Source organism: Nocardioides sp. Z35_8 (assembly GCF_059621125.1).
The window spans coordinates 54,817-72,262 of the sequence record NZ_JCAQIE010000001.1; the positions used below are offsets into that span (position 1 = coordinate 54,817).

At 72.6% G+C, this 17,446-nt stretch carries 18 protein-coding genes; 8 read left to right on the forward strand and 10 right to left on the reverse strand.

The window, feature by feature from the left end; translation table 11 throughout:
- Both AC54T2_RS00250 and AC54T2_RS00255 read right to left on the reverse strand, forming a co-directional pair.
- The gene (locus tag AC54T2_RS00250) at positions 1–546 is read right to left on the reverse strand and encodes a hypothetical protein (protein ID WP_496665203.1); all 546 of its coding nucleotides are present in this window, start codon (positions 544–546) and stop codon (positions 1–3) included.
- Positions 547–628: 82 nt separating this feature from the next.
- Positions 629–1,258, reverse strand: coding sequence for a GNAT family N-acetyltransferase (locus tag AC54T2_RS00255; RefSeq protein WP_496665204.1), 630 nt, complete (start codon positions 1,256–1,258; stop codon positions 629–631).
- A 141-nt stretch (positions 1,259–1,399) separates the two neighbouring features.
- Between AC54T2_RS00255 and AC54T2_RS00260 the strand changes: the two genes are divergently transcribed.
- Positions 1,400–2,527, forward strand: a complete 1,128-nt coding sequence (locus AC54T2_RS00260) for a sensor histidine kinase (RefSeq protein ID WP_496665205.1) — start codon at positions 1,400–1,402, stop codon at positions 2,525–2,527.
- Positions 2,524–3,186, forward strand: coding sequence for a response regulator (locus tag AC54T2_RS00265; protein WP_489975046.1), 663 nt, complete (start codon positions 2,524–2,526; stop codon positions 3,184–3,186). The genes AC54T2_RS00260 and AC54T2_RS00265 overlap by 4 nt, the downstream gene beginning before the upstream one ends.
- Positions 3,187–3,214: 28 nt before the next feature.
- Here the strand turns inward: AC54T2_RS00265 and AC54T2_RS00270 are convergent, their stop codons facing one another.
- The 3 genes from AC54T2_RS00270 to AC54T2_RS00280 all read right to left on the reverse strand — a co-directional run bounded on the left by AC54T2_RS00270 (position 3,215) and on the right by AC54T2_RS00280 (position 6,356).
- On the reverse strand, positions 3,215–5,371 hold the full coding sequence (locus AC54T2_RS00270) for an MMPL family transporter (protein ID WP_496665206.1): 2,157 nt from the start codon (positions 5,369–5,371) through the stop codon (positions 3,215–3,217).
- Positions 5,372–5,548: 177 nt separating this feature from the next.
- A complete protein-coding gene (locus AC54T2_RS00275; protein WP_186340451.1) occupies positions 5,549–6,016 on the reverse strand; it encodes a hypothetical protein in 468 nt (155 codons plus the stop codon).
- A 52-nt stretch (positions 6,017–6,068) separates the two neighbouring features.
- Positions 6,069–6,356, reverse strand: a complete 288-nt coding sequence (locus AC54T2_RS00280) for a DUF1905 domain-containing protein (protein ID WP_489975048.1) — start codon at positions 6,354–6,356, stop codon at positions 6,069–6,071.
- Positions 6,357–6,564: 208 nt separating this feature from the next.
- Between AC54T2_RS00280 and AC54T2_RS00285 the strand changes: the two genes are divergently transcribed.
- Together AC54T2_RS00285 and AC54T2_RS00290 are read left to right on the forward strand one after the other, a co-directional pair.
- Positions 6,565–7,911, forward strand: coding sequence for an ABC1 kinase family protein (locus AC54T2_RS00285; protein ID WP_186340449.1), 1,347 nt, complete (start codon positions 6,565–6,567; stop codon positions 7,909–7,911).
- Positions 7,912–7,960: 49 nt separating this feature from the next.
- Positions 7,961–8,365, forward strand: coding sequence for a nuclear transport factor 2 family protein (locus AC54T2_RS00290; RefSeq protein ID WP_186340448.1), 405 nt, complete (start codon positions 7,961–7,963; stop codon positions 8,363–8,365).
- On the opposite strand, the gene AC54T2_RS00295 is transcribed toward AC54T2_RS00290, so the two are convergent.
- From AC54T2_RS00295 to AC54T2_RS00305, 3 genes are read right to left on the reverse strand one after another with little or no spacing between them, the layout of a single operon-like run.
- A complete protein-coding gene (locus AC54T2_RS00295; protein WP_489975050.1) occupies positions 8,362–10,359 on the reverse strand; it encodes a VWA domain-containing protein in 1,998 nt (665 codons plus the stop codon). The genes AC54T2_RS00290 and AC54T2_RS00295 overlap by 4 nt on opposite strands.
- Positions 10,356–10,925 (reverse strand): GNAT family N-acetyltransferase, encoded by a 570-nt coding sequence (locus AC54T2_RS00300; RefSeq protein WP_489975051.1) that lies wholly within the window; start codon positions 10,923–10,925, stop codon positions 10,356–10,358. The genes AC54T2_RS00295 and AC54T2_RS00300 overlap by 4 nt, the downstream gene beginning before the upstream one ends.
- Positions 10,918–12,327 (reverse strand): sigma 54-interacting transcriptional regulator, encoded by a 1,410-nt coding sequence (locus AC54T2_RS00305; RefSeq protein WP_489975052.1) that lies wholly within the window; start codon positions 12,325–12,327, stop codon positions 10,918–10,920. Before AC54T2_RS00305 ends, AC54T2_RS00300 begins: the two co-directional genes overlap by 8 nt.
- A 117-nt stretch (positions 12,328–12,444) precedes the next feature.
- Here AC54T2_RS00305 and AC54T2_RS00310 point away from each other — a divergent pair, with 117 nt between their 5' ends.
- From AC54T2_RS00310 to AC54T2_RS00325, 4 genes are all read left to right on the forward strand, one after another.
- Entirely contained in the window at positions 12,445–12,702 is a 258-nt protein-coding gene (locus tag AC54T2_RS00310) for a hypothetical protein (protein ID WP_186340444.1), read from the forward strand.
- 71 nt (positions 12,703–12,773) lie between these two features.
- Positions 12,774–13,706 (forward strand): SPFH domain-containing protein, encoded by a 933-nt coding sequence (locus AC54T2_RS00315; RefSeq protein WP_186340443.1) that lies wholly within the window; start codon positions 12,774–12,776, stop codon positions 13,704–13,706.
- Positions 13,707–13,778: 72 nt separating this feature from the next.
- Positions 13,779–14,219, forward strand: a complete 441-nt coding sequence (locus tag AC54T2_RS00320) for a pyridoxamine 5'-phosphate oxidase family protein (protein WP_186340442.1) — start codon at positions 13,779–13,781, stop codon at positions 14,217–14,219.
- 16 nt (positions 14,220–14,235) lie between these two features.
- Complete coding sequence (locus AC54T2_RS00325) at positions 14,236–15,816, forward strand: GAF domain-containing sensor histidine kinase (protein WP_186340441.1); 1,581 nt, start codon at positions 14,236–14,238, stop codon at positions 15,814–15,816.
- 63 nt (positions 15,817–15,879) lie between these two features.
- Here AC54T2_RS00325 and AC54T2_RS00330 read toward each other — a convergent pair whose 3' ends face one another.
- Complete coding sequence (locus tag AC54T2_RS00330) at positions 15,880–16,473, reverse strand: hypothetical protein (protein ID WP_186342514.1); 594 nt, start codon at positions 16,471–16,473, stop codon at positions 15,880–15,882.
- Positions 16,474–16,603: 130 nt separating this feature from the next.
- Complete coding sequence (locus AC54T2_RS00335) at positions 16,604–17,254, reverse strand: response regulator (protein WP_186342743.1); 651 nt, start codon at positions 17,252–17,254, stop codon at positions 16,604–16,606.
- Positions 17,255–17,446 lie beyond the last annotated feature (192 nt).

Below are 17,446 nucleotides of genomic sequence, written 5' to 3' on the forward strand. Positions count from 1 at the left end.
CTACCGAGCGACCCAGTCGGTGAAGCTGCGCGGCTCGCCGAGCCAGTCCGTGCCGGCGTTCGAGCCGTCGGGGCGCGTCCCTGCCACGTGCACGGCGACGCGGACCTGATCCGGCGAGCCGAGCGCCGCGCGGGCGACCCGCATCCGCACCTGCTCGCGGTCGTAGTCGATGCGCAGCCGGTAGCTGCCCTCGACCGGCTCGCCCCACTTCTTGGCGGCGAAGCCGTCGACCGACAGCAGCTGGTAGTCGGTGCCGTCGAAGTAGCCGCTGGCGAAGACGTACTCGGGCCCCGGATCGGCGGGGTCGGTGTCGAGGAAGACCGATCCCGAGGAGCCGCTGCGCCAGGTCTTGCGCAGGTTGGCGTGGGTGGTCGTCACGACGATGTTGCGCGCCTTGTGCTCGACCCGCACCGCGCGGAGGTCGACGCCGTGGCCGAGGTCGGCGGGGTCGGTGACGTCGATCACCGCGGCGCCGGCCGGGGCGAGCGGGCTGAGGGTGAGGGCGACGACCGCCAGGGCCGCGGTGCTCAGGAGGGTCGTACGCATGGGGGTGTCCGTTCTCATGTCAGGTGCCCGGGCGGGACGAGAGGGAGACGCACGGTCCGGCCCCGAGGTTGCCCCCGGGAGGTCAGGCGGTCTGGACCGGCGCCGCGGAGGGGCGACGCATGAACCAGTTCTCGACCCCGATGACCGGGGCCGAACCCACCACCTCGAAGCCGCAGCCCTCGTAGAAGGGCACGTTGGCGGCCTTGTCGGTCTCCAGGTAGCCCGGCAGCCCCGAGGAGTCGAGCTCCGCGCAGACGGCCGCCATGAGGCGGGTGCCGAGCCCGCGTCCCTGCAGGTCCGGATGCACGGCGACGGGACCGACGTGCACGTGCGGCTCGCGCAGGTCGTGCCGGGACCACTCCCCGAGCCAGCCCGCCACCCGACGTCCGGCCCGGGGTCCCAGCCTCGCCAGGACCGGCAGCAGCCGGAGCCGTTGTCGCGCCGTGGGCCGGCAGCGACCGGCCGGGACCATCCCGGCGACCCCCACGACCCGGCCGCGGGACCTCAGCGCCAGGACCTCCAGCGCGTCCATCACACCGATGGCGCCGCCGACGAGCCTGCGGTGCGCGACGAGGCGCACGTCCGGGTCGTCGCCGTAGGCGGCCACGTGCAGCGGGTTGTCGACCATCGCTCGGGCGACGAGGTCGACGGCCGCGCTCCGCTCGGCCCGCGCGAGGCGTCCGACCGCTGGTGAGGCGGGGGATGGTTTCACGTCCCCACCGTAGGAACGCCGAGGACGGGCGCCCATCGACGGGAGGCGACACCCGTCCGCTCGTGTCCATCGAGAGAGTCGCCTGCGAGCGACGCCGCGCGACGCGATGTCGTCCTAGCATCGAGCAATGGACGGTGCGAGGTGAACGCCCGCAAGGTCGACGTGCTGCTCGCCGTCGGGGTGATCGTCATCCTGGCCACGATCGTCACCTCGGGGCAGGGCGGCAGATTCACGGGACCGATCAACCCGTTGGCCTACGTGTGGACGGTGGGCCTCGGGCTGCTCATGCTGATCCGGCGGGCCCACCCGCTGCTCGTGCTGGTGCTGACGACGATCGGCTACTTCAGCTATCACGCGGCCGGATTCCCCGCCATGGGCGTCGCCGTGCCGGTCGCGGCCGCCCTCTTCTCCGCGGCCGAGATGGGGCACACGCGGGCCGCGGTGGCGACCGGCGCCGTGACCCTGCTCGGGTCCACCGGCTACCGGGTCGCCTCGAACCAGAACCTGGCCTACGTCCTCGCCTACGAGCTCGCGTCCCACGTCGCGCTCATGGCCGCGGTGATCGCCCTCGGCCACAGCCTGCGCACCACCCGCCAGCTGCGCCTGAGGCGCGACCAGGTGACCCGACTGCTGGCGCGTCAGCGCCACCTCGACGCGGAGGTGACGAAGCGCGACGACCGCCTCACGCTGGCCCGCGACCTGCACGACTCGATCGGTCACTCGCTGACGGTCGCGTCGATCTACGCGGGGCTGGCCCTCGAGCGCGACGTGGGACCCGAGCGCAGGGACCAGAGCCTCACGATGGTCAGGACGGCGGTCTCGGAGGCCCTGTCGCACCTGCGACGGACGGTCCGGGTGCTGCGCGAGCAGGACGCCAGCCTGGCCGGGCCGGGCCTGGAGGACATCCGTCACCTCGCCGAGGCACCGCGCGCCGCCGGCTACGACGTACGCGTCGACGTGCCGGACGTCGCCGTGCCGGTGCCCGTCGGCGCGGCGATCTACCGCCTCGCCCAGGAGGGGATCACCAACGCGCTGAAGCACTCCTCCGGCCGCCGCATCGAGGTCCGCGTCTCCTGCGCGGGCTCGCACATGGTGGACGTGAGCATCTGCGACGACGGCGCCGGCCACCGGACCGCGCCGGTCGAGCTGGGACACGGGCTGAGCGGCATGCGCGAGCGGGTCGCGGACCTGGGCGGCGTCCTGACCGTCGACACCGCGAGCAGCGGCTGGCGCGTCCACGCCACGATCCCCTGGGAGGCGGCGACGTGATCAAGGTGCTCCTGGTCGACGACCAGCGACTGCTGCGCGAAGGGCTTCGGGCCATCCTCGACGTGGCCGACGACCTGACCGTGGTGGCACAGGCCCGCAACGGGCGAGAGGCCCTCGCCCTCGGGCGCGAGCACTCCCCCGACGTGTTCTTGATGGACCTCCAGATGCCCACGATGAACGGCCACGAGGCGATCAGGGAGATCCGGAGGGACCCGTCCCTCAAGAGCGCGGCCGTGCTGGTCCTGACGACGTTCGACGAGGACGACGACGTCGTGGAGGCGCTCGCCGCCGGGGCCGACGGCTACCTGCTCAAGGACATCGACGCCGAGGACCTGCGGCGCGCCGTCCGGAGGGCGGCGGCCGGCGAGGCGGACATGGCGCCCGGCGTGCTGCGGCAGATGATGGACCGGATCGCGCGGCTCCCGACGAGGCGCAGCCGCGAGGAGCAGCTGGCGGGCCTGACCGAGCGCGACCTCGAGATCCTCACCCACGTCGGCCTGGGCCTGTCAAACGAGGAGATCGGGCGCGCCCTGTTCCTCAGCCCGGAGACCGCCCGCACCTACGTGAGCCGGCTGATGACCAAGCTCGGCGCGCGCGACCGGGCCCAGCTCGTCGTGCTCGCGCACCGCGCGGGCCTGGTCGACCCGACCGTCGACTGAGGGCGCACCTCGGGCACGGGGACGCCGGTCATGCCGGCTCCCCCTGCCGGGGCTCTGGCGGCTCGATGTCGAGCGTGGGCAGCACGCGGTCGAGCGGTCGCGGCAGCCACCAGGCCCGGTCGCCCAGCAGCTGCATCACCGAGGGCACGAGCACCATCCGCACGAGGGTCGCGTCGACGAGGACGGCGAAGGCCAGCCCGAAGCCGAACAGCTGCAGCTCCCTGCTGCTGCCGAGGACGAAGCTGCCGAAGACGCAGATCATGATCGCAGCAGCAGCCGTGATCACCCGTGCCGTGCGGGCCAGGCCCTCCACGACCGCTGCGGAGCTGTCGCCGGTGCGGTGACGCTCCTCCTTGATGCGCGAGAGGAGGAACACCTCGTAGTCCATGGAGAGGCCGAACACGATGGCGATCAGCATCATCGGTGCCCAGGCCTCCACCGGCGCGCTGGCCCCCAGGTCGAGCAGGTCCACCCCCCAGCCCCACTGGAAGACCGCGACCGTCGCCCCGAAGGCAGCGCCGATCGACAGGAGGTTCACGACGACGGCCTTCACGGCGACCGCGATCCCGCGGAACACCGCCACCAGGAGCACCATCGCGAGACCGAGCACCACGGCGAGGAACACCGGGAGGCGCTCGGCGGTGTAGTCGGCGAAGTCGACGGCCGCCGCTGTCGTGCCGCCGATGGCGACCTCCACGTCCTCCCCGGCGACGATCGAGGGGACGACGTCCTCCCGCAGGCGGTGGACCAGGTCGGTGGTGCGCTCGTCTCGCGGTCCCGTCCCGGGGACGACCTGGAGCACCGCCACGTCCCCGCCCTCCCCCACCGCCGGGGGGCTGACGGCGGCGACGCCGGGCGTGCCTGCCAGCTCCTCCTGCAGCTGGTCGAGGACCGCAGGCCCGGACCCCTCGCCGGTCCGGACCGCGACGACCAGGGGGCCGCTGGAGCCCGCGCCGAACCCTTCCGCCATCAGGTCGTAGGCACGCCGGGCGGTGTCGCTCGGCGGCTTGGTGCCGGCGTCGGAGAAGCCGAGGCGCATGTCGAGGACCGGGATGCTCATCACCAGCAACACGGCGCTGGACGCCAACGCCCACGGCAGCGGGTGGCGCTGCATCCGCCGGCTCCACCTCCGCGCGATCGCTCCGTCGGCCGCTCCGTCCGCCGCTGCGCCACCCCGCCTGCGGAGATGGATCGAATACCTGTCGATGCGGCGCCCGACGACGGCCAGCATCGCCGGCAGCAGCGTCACGGCGGCCAGCATCGTCAGGAGCACGGAGACCGCGATGCCCAGCGCCACCCCGGTGATGAGCTCGAGGCCCATCAGCACCAGGCCCAGGGACGCGATCACGACGGTGACCCCGGCGAAGAGCACCGACCGGCCGGCGGTGGCCTGCGCCGACACGACGGCCTCGGCCGGCTCCTCGCCGCCGGCGAGCGCCTCGCGGTAGCGCGTCACGACGAGGAGCGCGTAGTCGATGCCCACCCCGATCGCGATCATGGCGCTCACCGGTGCCGCGAAGCTCGGCATGTCCACCCACCGCGCTCCGATGCCGACGGCCGCGATGCCGCTCGCCGCTCCGATGACGCCCACCAGGATGGGCAGGCCCATGGCGATGACGGAGCCGAAGGCGAACAGCAGGATGACCACGGCGGCGAGGATGCCGATCAGCTCGCTCGGCGGGCCGCCCTCGGCCTCCTGCTCGACCGCGATCCCGCCGACCTCGAGGCGCAGGTCGGGTGAGGTCTCGCGGATGCCCGAGAGGGTCTCCTGCACGTCGGCGAGCTCCGCCGCGTCCATGCGGGGGAGGTCGACGGCGACGTAGCCGATCGACCGGTCCGGCGAGAGCTGGCGGTTCCCCTCCGGCTCGTACGGGCTGACCACCCGCGCCTCGGGGACCTCGTCCCGGACCCGGTCGGCGACCGCCTCGACCTGGGCGCGCAGGCCGTCGTCGTCCGCCCGGTCGACGCGGAACACCAGCTGCGCCTGCGTCCCGGCACCCACGTCGAACCCGGCCTCCTGCAGGATCTGGGCGGCACGCTCGCTCTCCGAGCCCGCCAGGGCGTAGTCGTCGCTGGTCTCCCCGGCCACCGCTCCCGAGAGCACCGACACCGCCACCACCAGGACCACCCACGCGGCCAGCACCACGAACCGTCGGCGCGCACACGCTCGCGCTAGTCGTTCCACCTCACGCTCCTCCGCTCAGCTGCTCGAGCCCACGACGCTAGGCACGAGCCGGGACCCGCACAGGCCGCGGCAGGCGAGAGCAGCGTCGTCACCAGGCGACGGTCGGATCGGTGAGGAGGGACGGGTGCGCCCCGCGTGGGGCTCGGTGAGCCCGGCCGGCTGAGCGCCGGTCCGAGATCACGAGGACGACACCGCGCAGTCGTGGAGGAGGTGGTCCGCACGCCTGTAGACCCGCCAGCTCGGCCAGGGCTTGCCGGGGATCTTGACCTTCATCTCGACCACGATCCCGAGCGGATCCCTGGCCGGCGCGCAGGGCAGCGCGCCCTCGGTGGTGAAGATGAACTTCTCGCCGACGCCGAGCTCGACGACGTCGGTGTAGCGGTAGCGACTCCACCGGAAGGTGCCCGGCAGCTTGTGCCGCTCGCCCACCCGCACATGGCGCTGCCCCCGCCCACCGACCCGCCTGAACTTCACGCGGACGCGATGGTCGACGAGCGAGGGCTCGCTGACGCCGATCAGCACGCCCGAGTAGGGAATCACGCCGTACGGGATCGCGTCGCTGCGATCCTTCCGGGCCTGGGCAGGGGCGGGTGCGACCAGGGTGGCCAGCACCGCCACGACGACGCCGAGCACGAGTCGCTGCACCCGATCGAGGCTACGTGCCCCGGCGCCCCGGCGGCACCCCCGCGGCCGCGGCTCAGTCGCGGCCGACCTGCAGCCGCACCTCGACGACCTCCCCCAGCTCAATGCCCTCGGCGCGGCGGACGGCCACCTTCAGCGGCAGGAACCACGTGCCCTCTCGCGGGAACATCGCGGTGGCGAAGCCGGTGTCGCCGATCCGGGCGCGGACGGGGACCACGCCCCAGTAGACGACGTCGGCCTTCACCTCGTCGACGAGCCCGGCCGCGTCCGGAGGCAGGGCCGCGAACACGTACGGCGCAGGGCCGCGCCACTCGACCACCTCGCCGGCGAAGTCGATCTCCATCGCCCCACCCTGCCAGCAGTCCGGCCGTCCCGGGGCGGAAAGGTGGGGTGCGGGCGGGGGACCCCACGGCCCTCGCCCGCACTCCGCCACCGCCCCCCTGCCGCGGTGGCTTCCTCCTGACGGGTCGCGCTCTCGTCACCTGTGTCAACGAGCGGACCGGCGGCAGGTCACGGCGCAACGCGATTGCGCGGCCGGGGACAATGGGGGAATGACCGACCTCCCCCGCAAGGCCGCCGCCCGCACGGCCCGCCTCGCCGCACTCCCCCTCGGGTATGCCGGCCGCCAGGCGATGGGGTTGGGCAAGCGGCTCGGGGGCAAGTCGGCCGACGCGGTGCTCACCGAGGTGCAGCAGCGCACGGCCGAGCAGCTGTTCCGCACACTGGGCGAGCTCAAGGGCGGGGCGATGAAGTTCGGCCAGGCGCTCAGCGTGCTGGAGTCGGCCCTGCCCGAGGACGTCGCCGCGCCCTACCGCGAGCACCTCACCGCGCTCCAGGACTCGGCGCCGCCCATGCCCACCGCGACCGTGCGCGAACAGCTCACCACCAACCTGGGCCCCGACTGGTCCGACCGCCTCGTCTGGCTCGACGGCGCACCCACGGCGGCGGCCTCGATCGGACAGGTGCACCGCGGTCGCTGGCGCGACGACCCGGACGACGACGACATCGACGTCGCGGTGAAGGTGCAGTATCCCGGCGCCGGCGAGGCGCTCATGTCCGACCTGCGCCAGATCGCCCGCGTGGCGCGCGGCGTCGCGCCCGTCTTCCCCGGCATCGACGTCAAGCCGCTGGTCGCCGAGCTCCAGGAGCGTGCCGCCGACGAGCTCGACTACGAGCTCGAGGCGCAGGCGCAGGCGGCCTACGCCGACGCGTTCGCCGACGACCCCGACATCGTGGTGCCGGCCGTGGTCGCCGTGGGCACCGAGGTGCTGGTGACCGAGTGGCTCGACTCCGCCCACTCCCTCGCCCACGTCATCCGCGTGGGCACGCAGGAGGAGCGCGACCACTACGGCGAGCTCTTCGTGCGCTTCCTCTTCGAGGGACCGCAGCGCACCGGCATGCTCCACGCCGACCCGCACCCGGGCAACTTCCGCGTGATCCCGGCTCCCGACGGCGGACTCGGCCGGCTCGGTGTGCTCGACTTCGGCGCCGTCGCCCGACTCCCCCAGGGCCAGCTCCCCGAGGCGATGGGCCGGCTCATCCGCATCGCGCTCGACTCCGACGAGGCGTCGCTCGTCGCGGGGCTGCGCGAGGAGGGGTTCATCAAGGACGGGATCGAGGTCGACCCGGCGATGCTGCTCGACTACCTCGGGCCGTTCGTGGAGCCCGCGGCGCAGGAGCGCTTCGCGTTCACCCGCGACTGGATGCGCGAGCAGTTCGAGCGGATCAACGACTCCCAGGCCGAGTCCTTCTCGCTGGCCACCCGGCTCAACCTGCCGTCGTCCTACCTGCTCATCCACCGCACCTGGCTCGGCGCGATCGGCCTGCTCAGCCAGCTCGGCGCCACGGCGCCCTTCCGCGAGATCCTCGAGGAGTCGCTGCCGGGCTTCGACGACTGACGCCGCGCGATCGGCCCGGATCGCGTGACCGGGTGGCACCATGACGCGCATGGATGCCGCCGCCGCCCTCGCCCGTTGGCACGCCGTCGTCGAGAGTCGCGACCCCGCCGGGCTCCCCGGCCTCATCGCCGAGGACGCGGTCTTCCGCAGTCCGGCGGTGCACACGCCCCAGGAGGGTCGCGACACGGTCGTCGGCTACCTCACGGCCGCGTTCACCGTGCTGGGTCCGGGACTGACCTACGAGCGGGAGTGGCTCGGCGCGGACTCCGCGGTGCTCCAGTTCCGCACCGACGTCGGCGGCCTGCAGGTCTCCGGCGTCGACATCATCACCTGGGACGACGCCGGGCAGATCGTCGACTTCACCGTCATGGTGCGTCCGGCCAAGGCCCTGCAGGCGGTCATCGAGCAGATGGGCGCCGAGCTGCTGCGGATGCTGGAGGCCGCGGGCGGCTAGACCCAGAAGCCCCGCCCGCCGCCGTACCACTCGCCGAACTGCTCGCGGTAGGACGACCCGGGAGCCCGCGAGCCCAGGTAGGACCCGACCACCGCGGCCCCGAGGTCGTCGAGCTCGGGGCTGACCATCCGGCCGTCCACCCGGCGCGCCATCGAGTCGATGAAGCGCGCCAGTCCGGGGTCCTCGCCGAGGCGGAAGAACGTCACCTGGGCGCCCAGCCGGGCGGCGGCGTCGAGCTCGCGCACCGAGTGGGCGATCGTCAGGGGGTGGGGCGGGTAGGAGAACCACACCTCGCCGTCGGGCTCGAGGTGGGCGGTCGGCTCGCCGTCGGTGACGACGAGGAGCACCGGCTGGGCATTGGGGTGCTTGCGGAAGAACCGGTTGGCGAGCAGCAGCCCGTGGTGGAGGTTGGTGCCCTTGTCCCAGCGGGCGTCGAGGGCGGTGAGCTCCTCGATCTCCATGACCTGGGCGTGCCGGCCGAACGCGATCAGCTGGAGGTCGTCGCCGCGGAAGCGGGAGCGGATGAGCTGGTGCAGCGCCAGCGCGGTGCGCTTCATCGGCACCCATCGCCCGTCCATCGCCATCGAGAACGACGTGTCGACCAGCAGCACGACCGCCGCCTGGGTGCGCGCCTCGGTCTCGACCACCTCGATGTCGTCGACCTGGATCCGCACGGGCGACGAGCCTCCGTCACGCAGCACCGCGTTGGTGATGGTGCGCGGCACGTCCCACGGCTCGGTGTCGCCGAACTCCCAGCGCCGCGACGCGCCCGACGGCTCGCCGGCCAGGCCGGTCGTGCGCGTCTCGCGGGCGCCGGAGCGCCCGCTCATCCGCTCGGCCACGTCGCGCAGGAGCGCCTTGCCGAGCTGGCGCATCGCCTTGGGCGAGAGCCGCAGCTCGCCGTCGGAGCCGCGCTTGAGGTAGCCGCTGTCACGCAGCGCGCGCTCGAGCTCCTGCAGCGTCCTGGCGGCCACCGCCGCGTCGGGACCGAGCTGCTGGGCCAGCGCGTCGAGGTCGACGTCGTCCATCCGCGCGCCGTGGTGCGACTGGGCGAGCTGGTCGGCGAGCGCGTCGAGCTGGGCGAGGTCCTGCAGCGCGCCGGTGCCGTCGCCGAGGCCCATCCCCTCCTCGCCCTCGAAGCTCTCCGAGCCCGACCAGTCCTCGCCGGGGCGCAACGCCTGGAGGTTGGCGTCCATCCGCGCCAGCTGCTCCATCAGCTGCGGCGAGCCGAAGGCCTGCTGCGAGAGCTCCATCAGCTCCTGGCGCTGCTCGGGCGTCATCGAGTTGAGCATCCGCTGCGCCGCCGCGGCCCGCTGGGCGAGGGAGTCGAGCAGCTCGTCCATGTCCTGTGGGTCGTCGGGGAAGAAGTCGCCGTGCTTGTCCATGAAGTCGCGGAACTCGTCGTCGGTGACGCCGTCCGCGGCGTGCTTCTCGAGCAGGTCGTTGAGGTCGGAGAGCATCTCGTTGACCGCTGCCCGGTCGTCGTCGGTGGCGCCCTCGAGCGCCTGCTTCATGCCCGCGAAGCGCTGGTCGAGCAGCTCGCGACCGAGCAGGTCCTTGATCTCCTCGTAGGCCTCGCGCGCCTCCGACGACTGCCAGTCGTACGACGACAGCTCGCTCACCGCCGCCGGCGTGGAGGTCGGCAGGTTGTCGAGCATGAGCTCGCGGAAGGCCCGGTCGCCGTCGTCCATGGTGATGTCGCGCGCCAGCTGGCCGCGCTCGGCGAGGACCGCCCGGTCGAGGAGCTCGCGCACCTCGCGCATCGTGCCGTCGAGGTCGTTGCGCTGCAGGATCTCGCGCCGACGCTCGGCCACCTTCCGGGCGAGCTCGTCGAGCCCGGCCCGGTCGGTGCCGCCGCGGCGCAGGAACTCACGCATCGCCCGTTCGGGCGAGTAGCCGGCCATCACGTCCTGGCCGATGGCGTCGAGCGCCTCGGCCAGGTCGACCGGCGGGGCCAGCGGGTCGCCGCCGTCGTACTTGCGGAAGCGGCTCACCGCGGTCCCCTGCCCAGCTCCTTGCGGAGCCACACGTCGTCGGGCCAGTCGCGGTCGGTGACCCGCTCGACCTCGGTGAAGCCGTGGGCGCGGTAGAAGTCGTGGGCCTGCTGGTTGCCGTCGACGACCTCGAGCCACAGCACGTCGCCCTCGACCATCGCCTCGACCTCGGCCAGCAGGCGGCCGCCGATGCCGCGACCCTGGTGGTCGGGGTGGACGTAGAGCTTCCACATCACCTCGCGGTCGCCGGTGACGTGGGGGAAGTCCCGGTGCGACTGCGAGAGCCGGCCGAACGCGGCCATCGCGACGACCTGGCCGTCGACCTCGGCGACGAGGTGCGCGTTGCGCGCCAGCGACCGCTCGAAGACCTCAGGCACCCACCACTCGTCGAGCATCCGCTGGGCGTACGCCGCGTCGATCGGGCCGTAGGTCGCCGGCACGACCGCCTCGCCGAGGGCGCGGAAGGCGGGGATGTCGGCCGTCGTGCCGGGGCGCAGCCTGATGTCGTGGGTGATGACGTGGGTGATGACCCCGTCGCCCCGCGTCTCGCCGGCCGCCTCACCCATAGACGGTCTCCCCGGCCTCGGTGTCCTTGCCGATCTTGCGCGCGAGGTAGAGGCCCTCGAGCGCCAGCTCGATCGCGGCGGCGCGCTCGCCGTCGTTGGTGGCCCCCAGCCGGTCGCACACCGCGTCGTAGAGGTCGGACTCCCCCAGCACGGGGAGACCGGCGAGGAAGTCGCGCGCCCCCACCCGGGCGCCGGTGCTGACCATCGCCCCCTCCTCGATGGCCTCGACGAGCAGGCGCAGGTCGATGCCGGCGAGGTGGGCGCGCACCGTCTCGGCGACCGCGGTGCGGAGCAGGTGGGTGAGGATCTCGGTCTCCCGGCCCTCCTCGCCGGTCTCGAACTCGATCTTGCCGCCGAGCACGTCGACCGCCGTCTCGAGATCGACGACGCGAGCCACGGCCTCGTCCTCGCCCTGCGTGGTGGCGCGGTGCAGGGCCGCGGCGGCGATGGTCTCGGCGCCCGCGATCGCGAAGCGCGCACTGACCCCGGAGCGCTGGTCGACCGACTGCGAGTCGCGCAGGTGGCGGGTGAACCGTGCCAGCACCTCGAGGAGGTAGGGCGGGACGGCGGCGACGAGGTCGGCCTCCTGCTCGATGACAGCGATCTCCTCCTCCACCTGCCGCGGGTAGTGGGTGCGGATCTCGGCGCCGAAGCGGTCCTTGAGCGGGGTGATGATGCGTCCGCGGTTGGTGTAGTCCTCGGGGTTGGCGCTGGCGACCACCAGCACGTCGAGCGGCAGCCGGAGGACGTAGCCGCGGATCTGGATGTCGCGCTCCTCCATCACGTTGAGCATCGCGACCTGGATCCGCTCGGCGAGGTCGGGCAGCTCGTTGATCGCCACGATCCCACGGTGGCTGCGCGGGATCAGGCCGAAGTGGATCGTCTCGGGGTCGCCGAGGTGGCGTCCCTCGGCGACCTTCATCGGGTCGACGTCGCCGATCAGGTCCGCCACCGACGTATCCGGCGTCGCCAGCTTCTCGGCATACCTCTCGTCGCGGTGACGCCACGAGATGCGCAGGTCGTCACCGTAGGTCGCGACCGCCTGCTGGGACGTCACCGTGACCGGCTCGTAGGGGTGCTCGCCCAGCTCGGACCCGGAGATCACGGGTGTCCACTCGTCGAGCAGCGCCACCAGCGAGCGCAGCAGCCGGGTCTTGCCCTGGCCGCGCTCACCGAGCAGCACCATGTCATGACCGGCCAGCAGCGCCCGCTCGACCTGTGGGATCACCGTGTCGTCGAAGCCGTGCAGCCCGGGCCACGGGTCCTCGCCGGCGCGCAGCCGCGCGAGCAGGTTGTCGCGCAGCTCCTGGCGCAGCGGCTTGAGCCGGTGGCCGCTCTCGCGGAGCTGGCCGAGGGTGCTGGGCTCGGGGTGCTGGTTGGTCTGCTGGGCTGCGTGCGTCACGTCCTCCACGCTACGCAGGTCCGTCAACGTCGAGTGCGCTCGAAGACGCCCGGAAGAAGCTCCCCCGACCGGCGCGTACCGAGGGTCGAACCGGTCGCGACAGGGCAGGATGCCGCCATGCCCGCGGTCACGCTGCTCGTCCTGCTGGTCGTCGTGGCCGTGCCGGTGGCCTACTGGCTCGGTCGTACGTCGGCGCCCGCCGCGCCGCTCGCCACCGACCCGGCCGAGCTCGCCGAGCGCGACGCGTTCATCGAGCAGCTGCGCGAGCTCGCCTGGCAGCACCGCGACGTCTCCCCCGAGCTGTCCACCATCGTCATCGACGAGATCGCCCAGCGGCACCGCAAGGGCCGCGGCCTGCCCGGCCCGGGCGCCTGAGCCCCGGCTCGCCCACCCACCCACGCACGCACCGCCCGCCCATCGCCCACCCACCGCACCCAAGGACCGCCATGCCCTCCATCGCCCCCGTCTCCCAGCGTGTCGGCCGCGCCGGCAAGGTCCTGCTGGGCCTCGGGCTGGTCGTCGCCGTCCTGCTCGCGGTGCTCGTCGTCGTGCGGCCGACCACCGTCTCGACCGGCCCCGACCAGGTGGCGCTGCACTACAGCGACGGCGCCTTCACCCCCCGCCGGTTCCAGGACTGCGTGGAGAGCTCGCAGCGGGCCTGGCACGGACCGGGCGACAAGCACTACTCCTACCCGTCCTCGCAGCGCAACTACGTCTTCGGCCAGCAGGGCGACCGCGCTGCGGTGACGTTCGTGAGCAAGGACGGCATCGAGATGTCGGTCGACGGCGTCGCCGCGTTCCTGCTCAACACCGACTGCCGGACCCTGCAGAAGTTCCACGACCTCATCGGCAACCGCTACGCCGCCTACATGGACTCCTCCGACGGCAACGGCTCGGCGGGGTGGCTGGCGATGCTCAGCGTCTACATCAGCCGGCCCCTGGAGACCGCGATCGACCGCGCCAGCCAGAACTACACCTACACCGAGCTCTACACCGACCCCAACGTCAAGGCGCAGTGGGAGCAGGACGTCCTCGAGCAGATGCCCGACCTCGTCGGGCGCCAGATCGACGGCGACGAGGAGTTCTTCACCAACTTCGCCATCACCCTGCAGAAGCCGGTCCCGCCGGAGTCGGTGAAGGCGGCCCTGGTCGCCCAGCAGGAGGCGGTCGCGCGGGCGAAGGCCAAGGAGGCCGAGGCCGCGGCGCAGGTGAAGGCGGCGCAGGCGCAGGTCGAGGTCGAGCGCGCCGAGGCGGCGAAGATCGCCGAGCGGATCAAGGTGCTCGGCCGCGAGGGCTACCTGCGGCAGTACGCGATCGACAAGGGCCTCAACCCCTACCAGCCGACGACCGGCGCGCTGATCACCAACTCCGGACCCTGACGCGCGGGACCTTCGGCCCTGCTGAGGACGACCCGGCCGGGCGAGGCTGGGAGTCGAGCCGAAGGAGGACCCATGCACACCACGCACGACCTGTCCCGGGAGGACTGCACCCGCCTGCTCACTGCCGGCGTCGCAGGCCGGGTCGCGGTCACGACTCCGACCGGGCCGCACATCCTGCCGGTCAACTACGCCGTGGACCACGAGTCCATCCTGATCCGCACCACGGCCTACAGCCTGCTCGGCACCTACGGTCGTGACGCCCAGCTGTGCTTCGAGGTCGACCAGTTCGACTACGAGCTCAAGCGGGGCTGGAGCGTGGTGGTGCGCGGACGCGGACGATTCGTCGACGACCAGGACGAGCTCGCGGAGATCGCCCGGTCGTGGCAGCCGCGCCCGTGGGCCACCGGCCAGCGCAACCTCATCGTCCGGATCGCGTGGACCGAGGTGACGGGCCGCCAGCTCGGCGACGGATGGGACCCGTGGCAGCACCTGCCGGTACGCCGGCTCGCCTGACGGCAGACTGGGGCCCGTGACCCCCACCCCACCCTCCTCCGACCTCGGCGACGACGCCCGCTCGCTGCTCGAGGCCGTCACGGCCATCTCCAGCGACCTCGACCTCACGAGCGTGCTCACCCGCATCATCGAGGCGGCGACCGCGCTGACCGGTGCCCGCTACGGTGCGCTCGGCGTCCTCAGCAGCGACGGCGACCTGGCCGAGTTCATCACCACGGGCATCGACGAGCGCACCCGCGCCCTGATCGGCGACCTGCCCCGCGGACGCGGGATCCTGGGGGTGATCATCGAGGACCCCTCGGGCCTGCGGCTGGCCGACCTGAGCGCCCACCCCGCGTCGGTCGGCTTCCCACCCGACCACCCACCGATGAAGACGTTCCTCGGCATGCCCCTGCGCATCCGGGGCACCGTGTTCGGCAACCTCTACCTCACCGAGAAGGCCGGCAGCGGCCCCTTCACCGAGGCCGACGAGCGGCTCGTCGAGGAGCTCGCCCGCACCGCCGGCTACGTCATCAGCAACGCACGCTCGTTCGCCGTCAGCGAGCGTCGCCGGCAGTGGCTGGAGGCCTCGGCCGAGCTCGCCGAGCTCCTCCAGCCGCCCGTGGACCTCGACGCCGTGCTGCCGCAGATCGTCTCGACCGCACGCCAGGTCTCCCGCGCGCGGGCGGTGGCGCTGCTCTCCTCGCTCGACCCCGAGCACGACTCGATCAGCCTCGCGCCCGACGCCACGGCCGATGCCGACCGGATCACCGACATGATGTCCGCCGCGCGGGCGGCCGTCGAGCCCGGCAGCAGCGCCGCGGTCGTGACGACCGGCGCCGACGGCGTGCCCCTCGTCGTCGTGCCCCTGCGCTCCCACCTCGCCCCCGTCGCTGCGCTCGTCGCGGTCGCCGAGCCCGGCTCGAGCCTGCTCGACGTGCAGGAGCGTGACCTCTTCGCCGGGTTCGCCGACCAGCTGGCGCTGTCCCTCGACCGCACCCAGGCGCTCGCCGACCGTCAGGAGCTGGCGCTGATCTCCGACCGCGAGCGGATCGCCCGCGACCTGCACGACATCGTCATCCAGCGCCTCTTCGCGACCGGCCTGCAGCTGCAGGGCATCGCGGCGATGAACGGCGGCAGCGCGATCGCCGAGCGGCTGGACAAGTCGGTGGCCGACCTCGACGACACGATCAAGGCGATCCGCGGCACCATCTTCGAGCTCCAGGACCGGCGCGGCGACTCGCTGCGCGCCGCGATCCGCAAGCTCGTCAAGGAGTACGTCCCGGTGCTGGGCTTCACCCCGGTGGTCCGCACGTCCGGGCCCGTCGACACGGCCGTCCCGCCGGAGATCGGCTCCCAGCTCGTCGCCGTGCTCCGCGAGGCGGTCTCCAACGTCGCCCGGCACGCCCTGGCCGATGCCGCCGAGGTCGACGTGGTCGTCGCGGGAGACCGCCTCGAGCTGCGGGTGACCGACGACGGCGTCGGCCTGCCGGACGAGATGATCGAGAGCGGCCTGCGCAACGCGCGCCGCCGCGCGGCCGACCTCGGCGGCACGCTGGAGCTGTCCCGCGTCGGCGAGCGCGGCACGCTGCTGGTGTGGCGCGTGCCGCTGCAGTGACCCACACGCGAGAGGACCCGGCGCCGTGGGCGCCGGGTCCGGGTTGTGTGGTGTGGGTGGGTGTCAGCGGAGGATGGGGAACCTGCGGACCAGTGCGGTGTTGCTCCACCAGCGGCCCAGGCCCCAGGTCATGCCGGCCGCGCCGAGGGCGAGGACGACCATCACGATGACGCCGATGAGGTGATCGTCGACGATGGGGTTGTTCTCCAGCGGGAGCGACGCGGCGTACATGAAGGCGTACATCAGGGCGCCTGCGGCGGTGCCGATGCGCATCCCGATCCCGAGCAGCAGGGCCAGGCCGATGCCGAGCAGGCCGGCCATGAAGAGCCAGTCGACCCAGGCGTGTCCGGCCAGGGAGGTGAAGAACCCGTGGAAGGGGTTGTCGGCCGGGACGGCGAAGGACAGGAATCCCTCGGTGGGGCTGCCGCCGTTGATCCAGGCGGCGGGGCCGAAGCGGTCGAGGTTGCCTGCCTGGTCGTAGCCGGTGTGGAAGCCCAGGGCGAAGGTCTTGTCGAGGAAGGCCCACAGGAAGGTCACTCCGAAGGCGATCCGCAGGACGGCGAGGGCGCGGGCGAAGCCCGGGCGGGTGACCTCCTCGGTCTCGGAGGTGGTGACGCCCTCGGTGCTGATGTGGTGCTGGCGGTGGATGACGCTCATCGTCATCTCCTCCTCGGTTCACGATTCCGGATGTCTTCCGGTACCTCTACTGTCCGCCGAGGGGCGGGGTCGCGTGGAGGGGAGGACGTCCATGATCGGCCGGGACCAAGGTCCCCACCACCCAGGGACCTCAGGGCGTGGCGCCACCGAGGAGCTTGGAGGCCAGCACGGCGGCCTGCGTCCGCCGCTCGAGGCCCAGCTTGGACAGGATGCTGGAGACGTAGTTCTTGACCGTCTTCTCGGCCAGGAACATCTGCTCGGCGATCTGCCGGTTGGTCAGGCCCTCGGCGATGTGGCCCAGCAGGATGCGCTCCTGGTCGGTCAGCGAGCTCAGCTCGTCGGGGGTGTCGGGGCCCTTGCGGATCCGCTCCAGCACGGTCGCGGTCATGGCCGGGTCGATGAGGGACCGGCCCGAGGCGACGTGGCGCACGGCGGTGACCAGGTCGGAGCTGCGGATCTCCTTGAGGACGTAGCCGGACGCGCCCGCCATGATGGCGGCGAAGAGCGCCTCGTCGTCGTCGTAGGACGTGAGGATGAGGGCGTTGATCGACGGGTCGACCGCCCGCACGGCCCGGCACACCTCGATGCCCGACCCGTCGGGCAGCCGGGCGTCGAGCACGGCGACGTCGGGCCGCAGGGCGGGGATCCGCGCGGTCGCCTCGGTCGCGGTCGCGGACTGGCCCACGACGACGATGTCCTCCTGCTGCTCGAGGAGGAACTTCAGACCCTCACGGACGACGTCGTGGTCGTCGAGGAGGAAGACGCGGATCGGCTCGGACATGCGGACATTCCACCAGATGCGCGGCGCGGACCACACAGACGTACGCTGGCCGGACCCGTGAGCGCCGGGGCGACCCACCTCGACAAGATCCCCCCGCGAGTGGTTGAGGCAGCCTCGGCCTGCGTACTCCTGCGCCCGTGATGCCCAGTTTCCCACTGTCTTCCTGAGGTCACGGACGGTCTCCTCCGGACC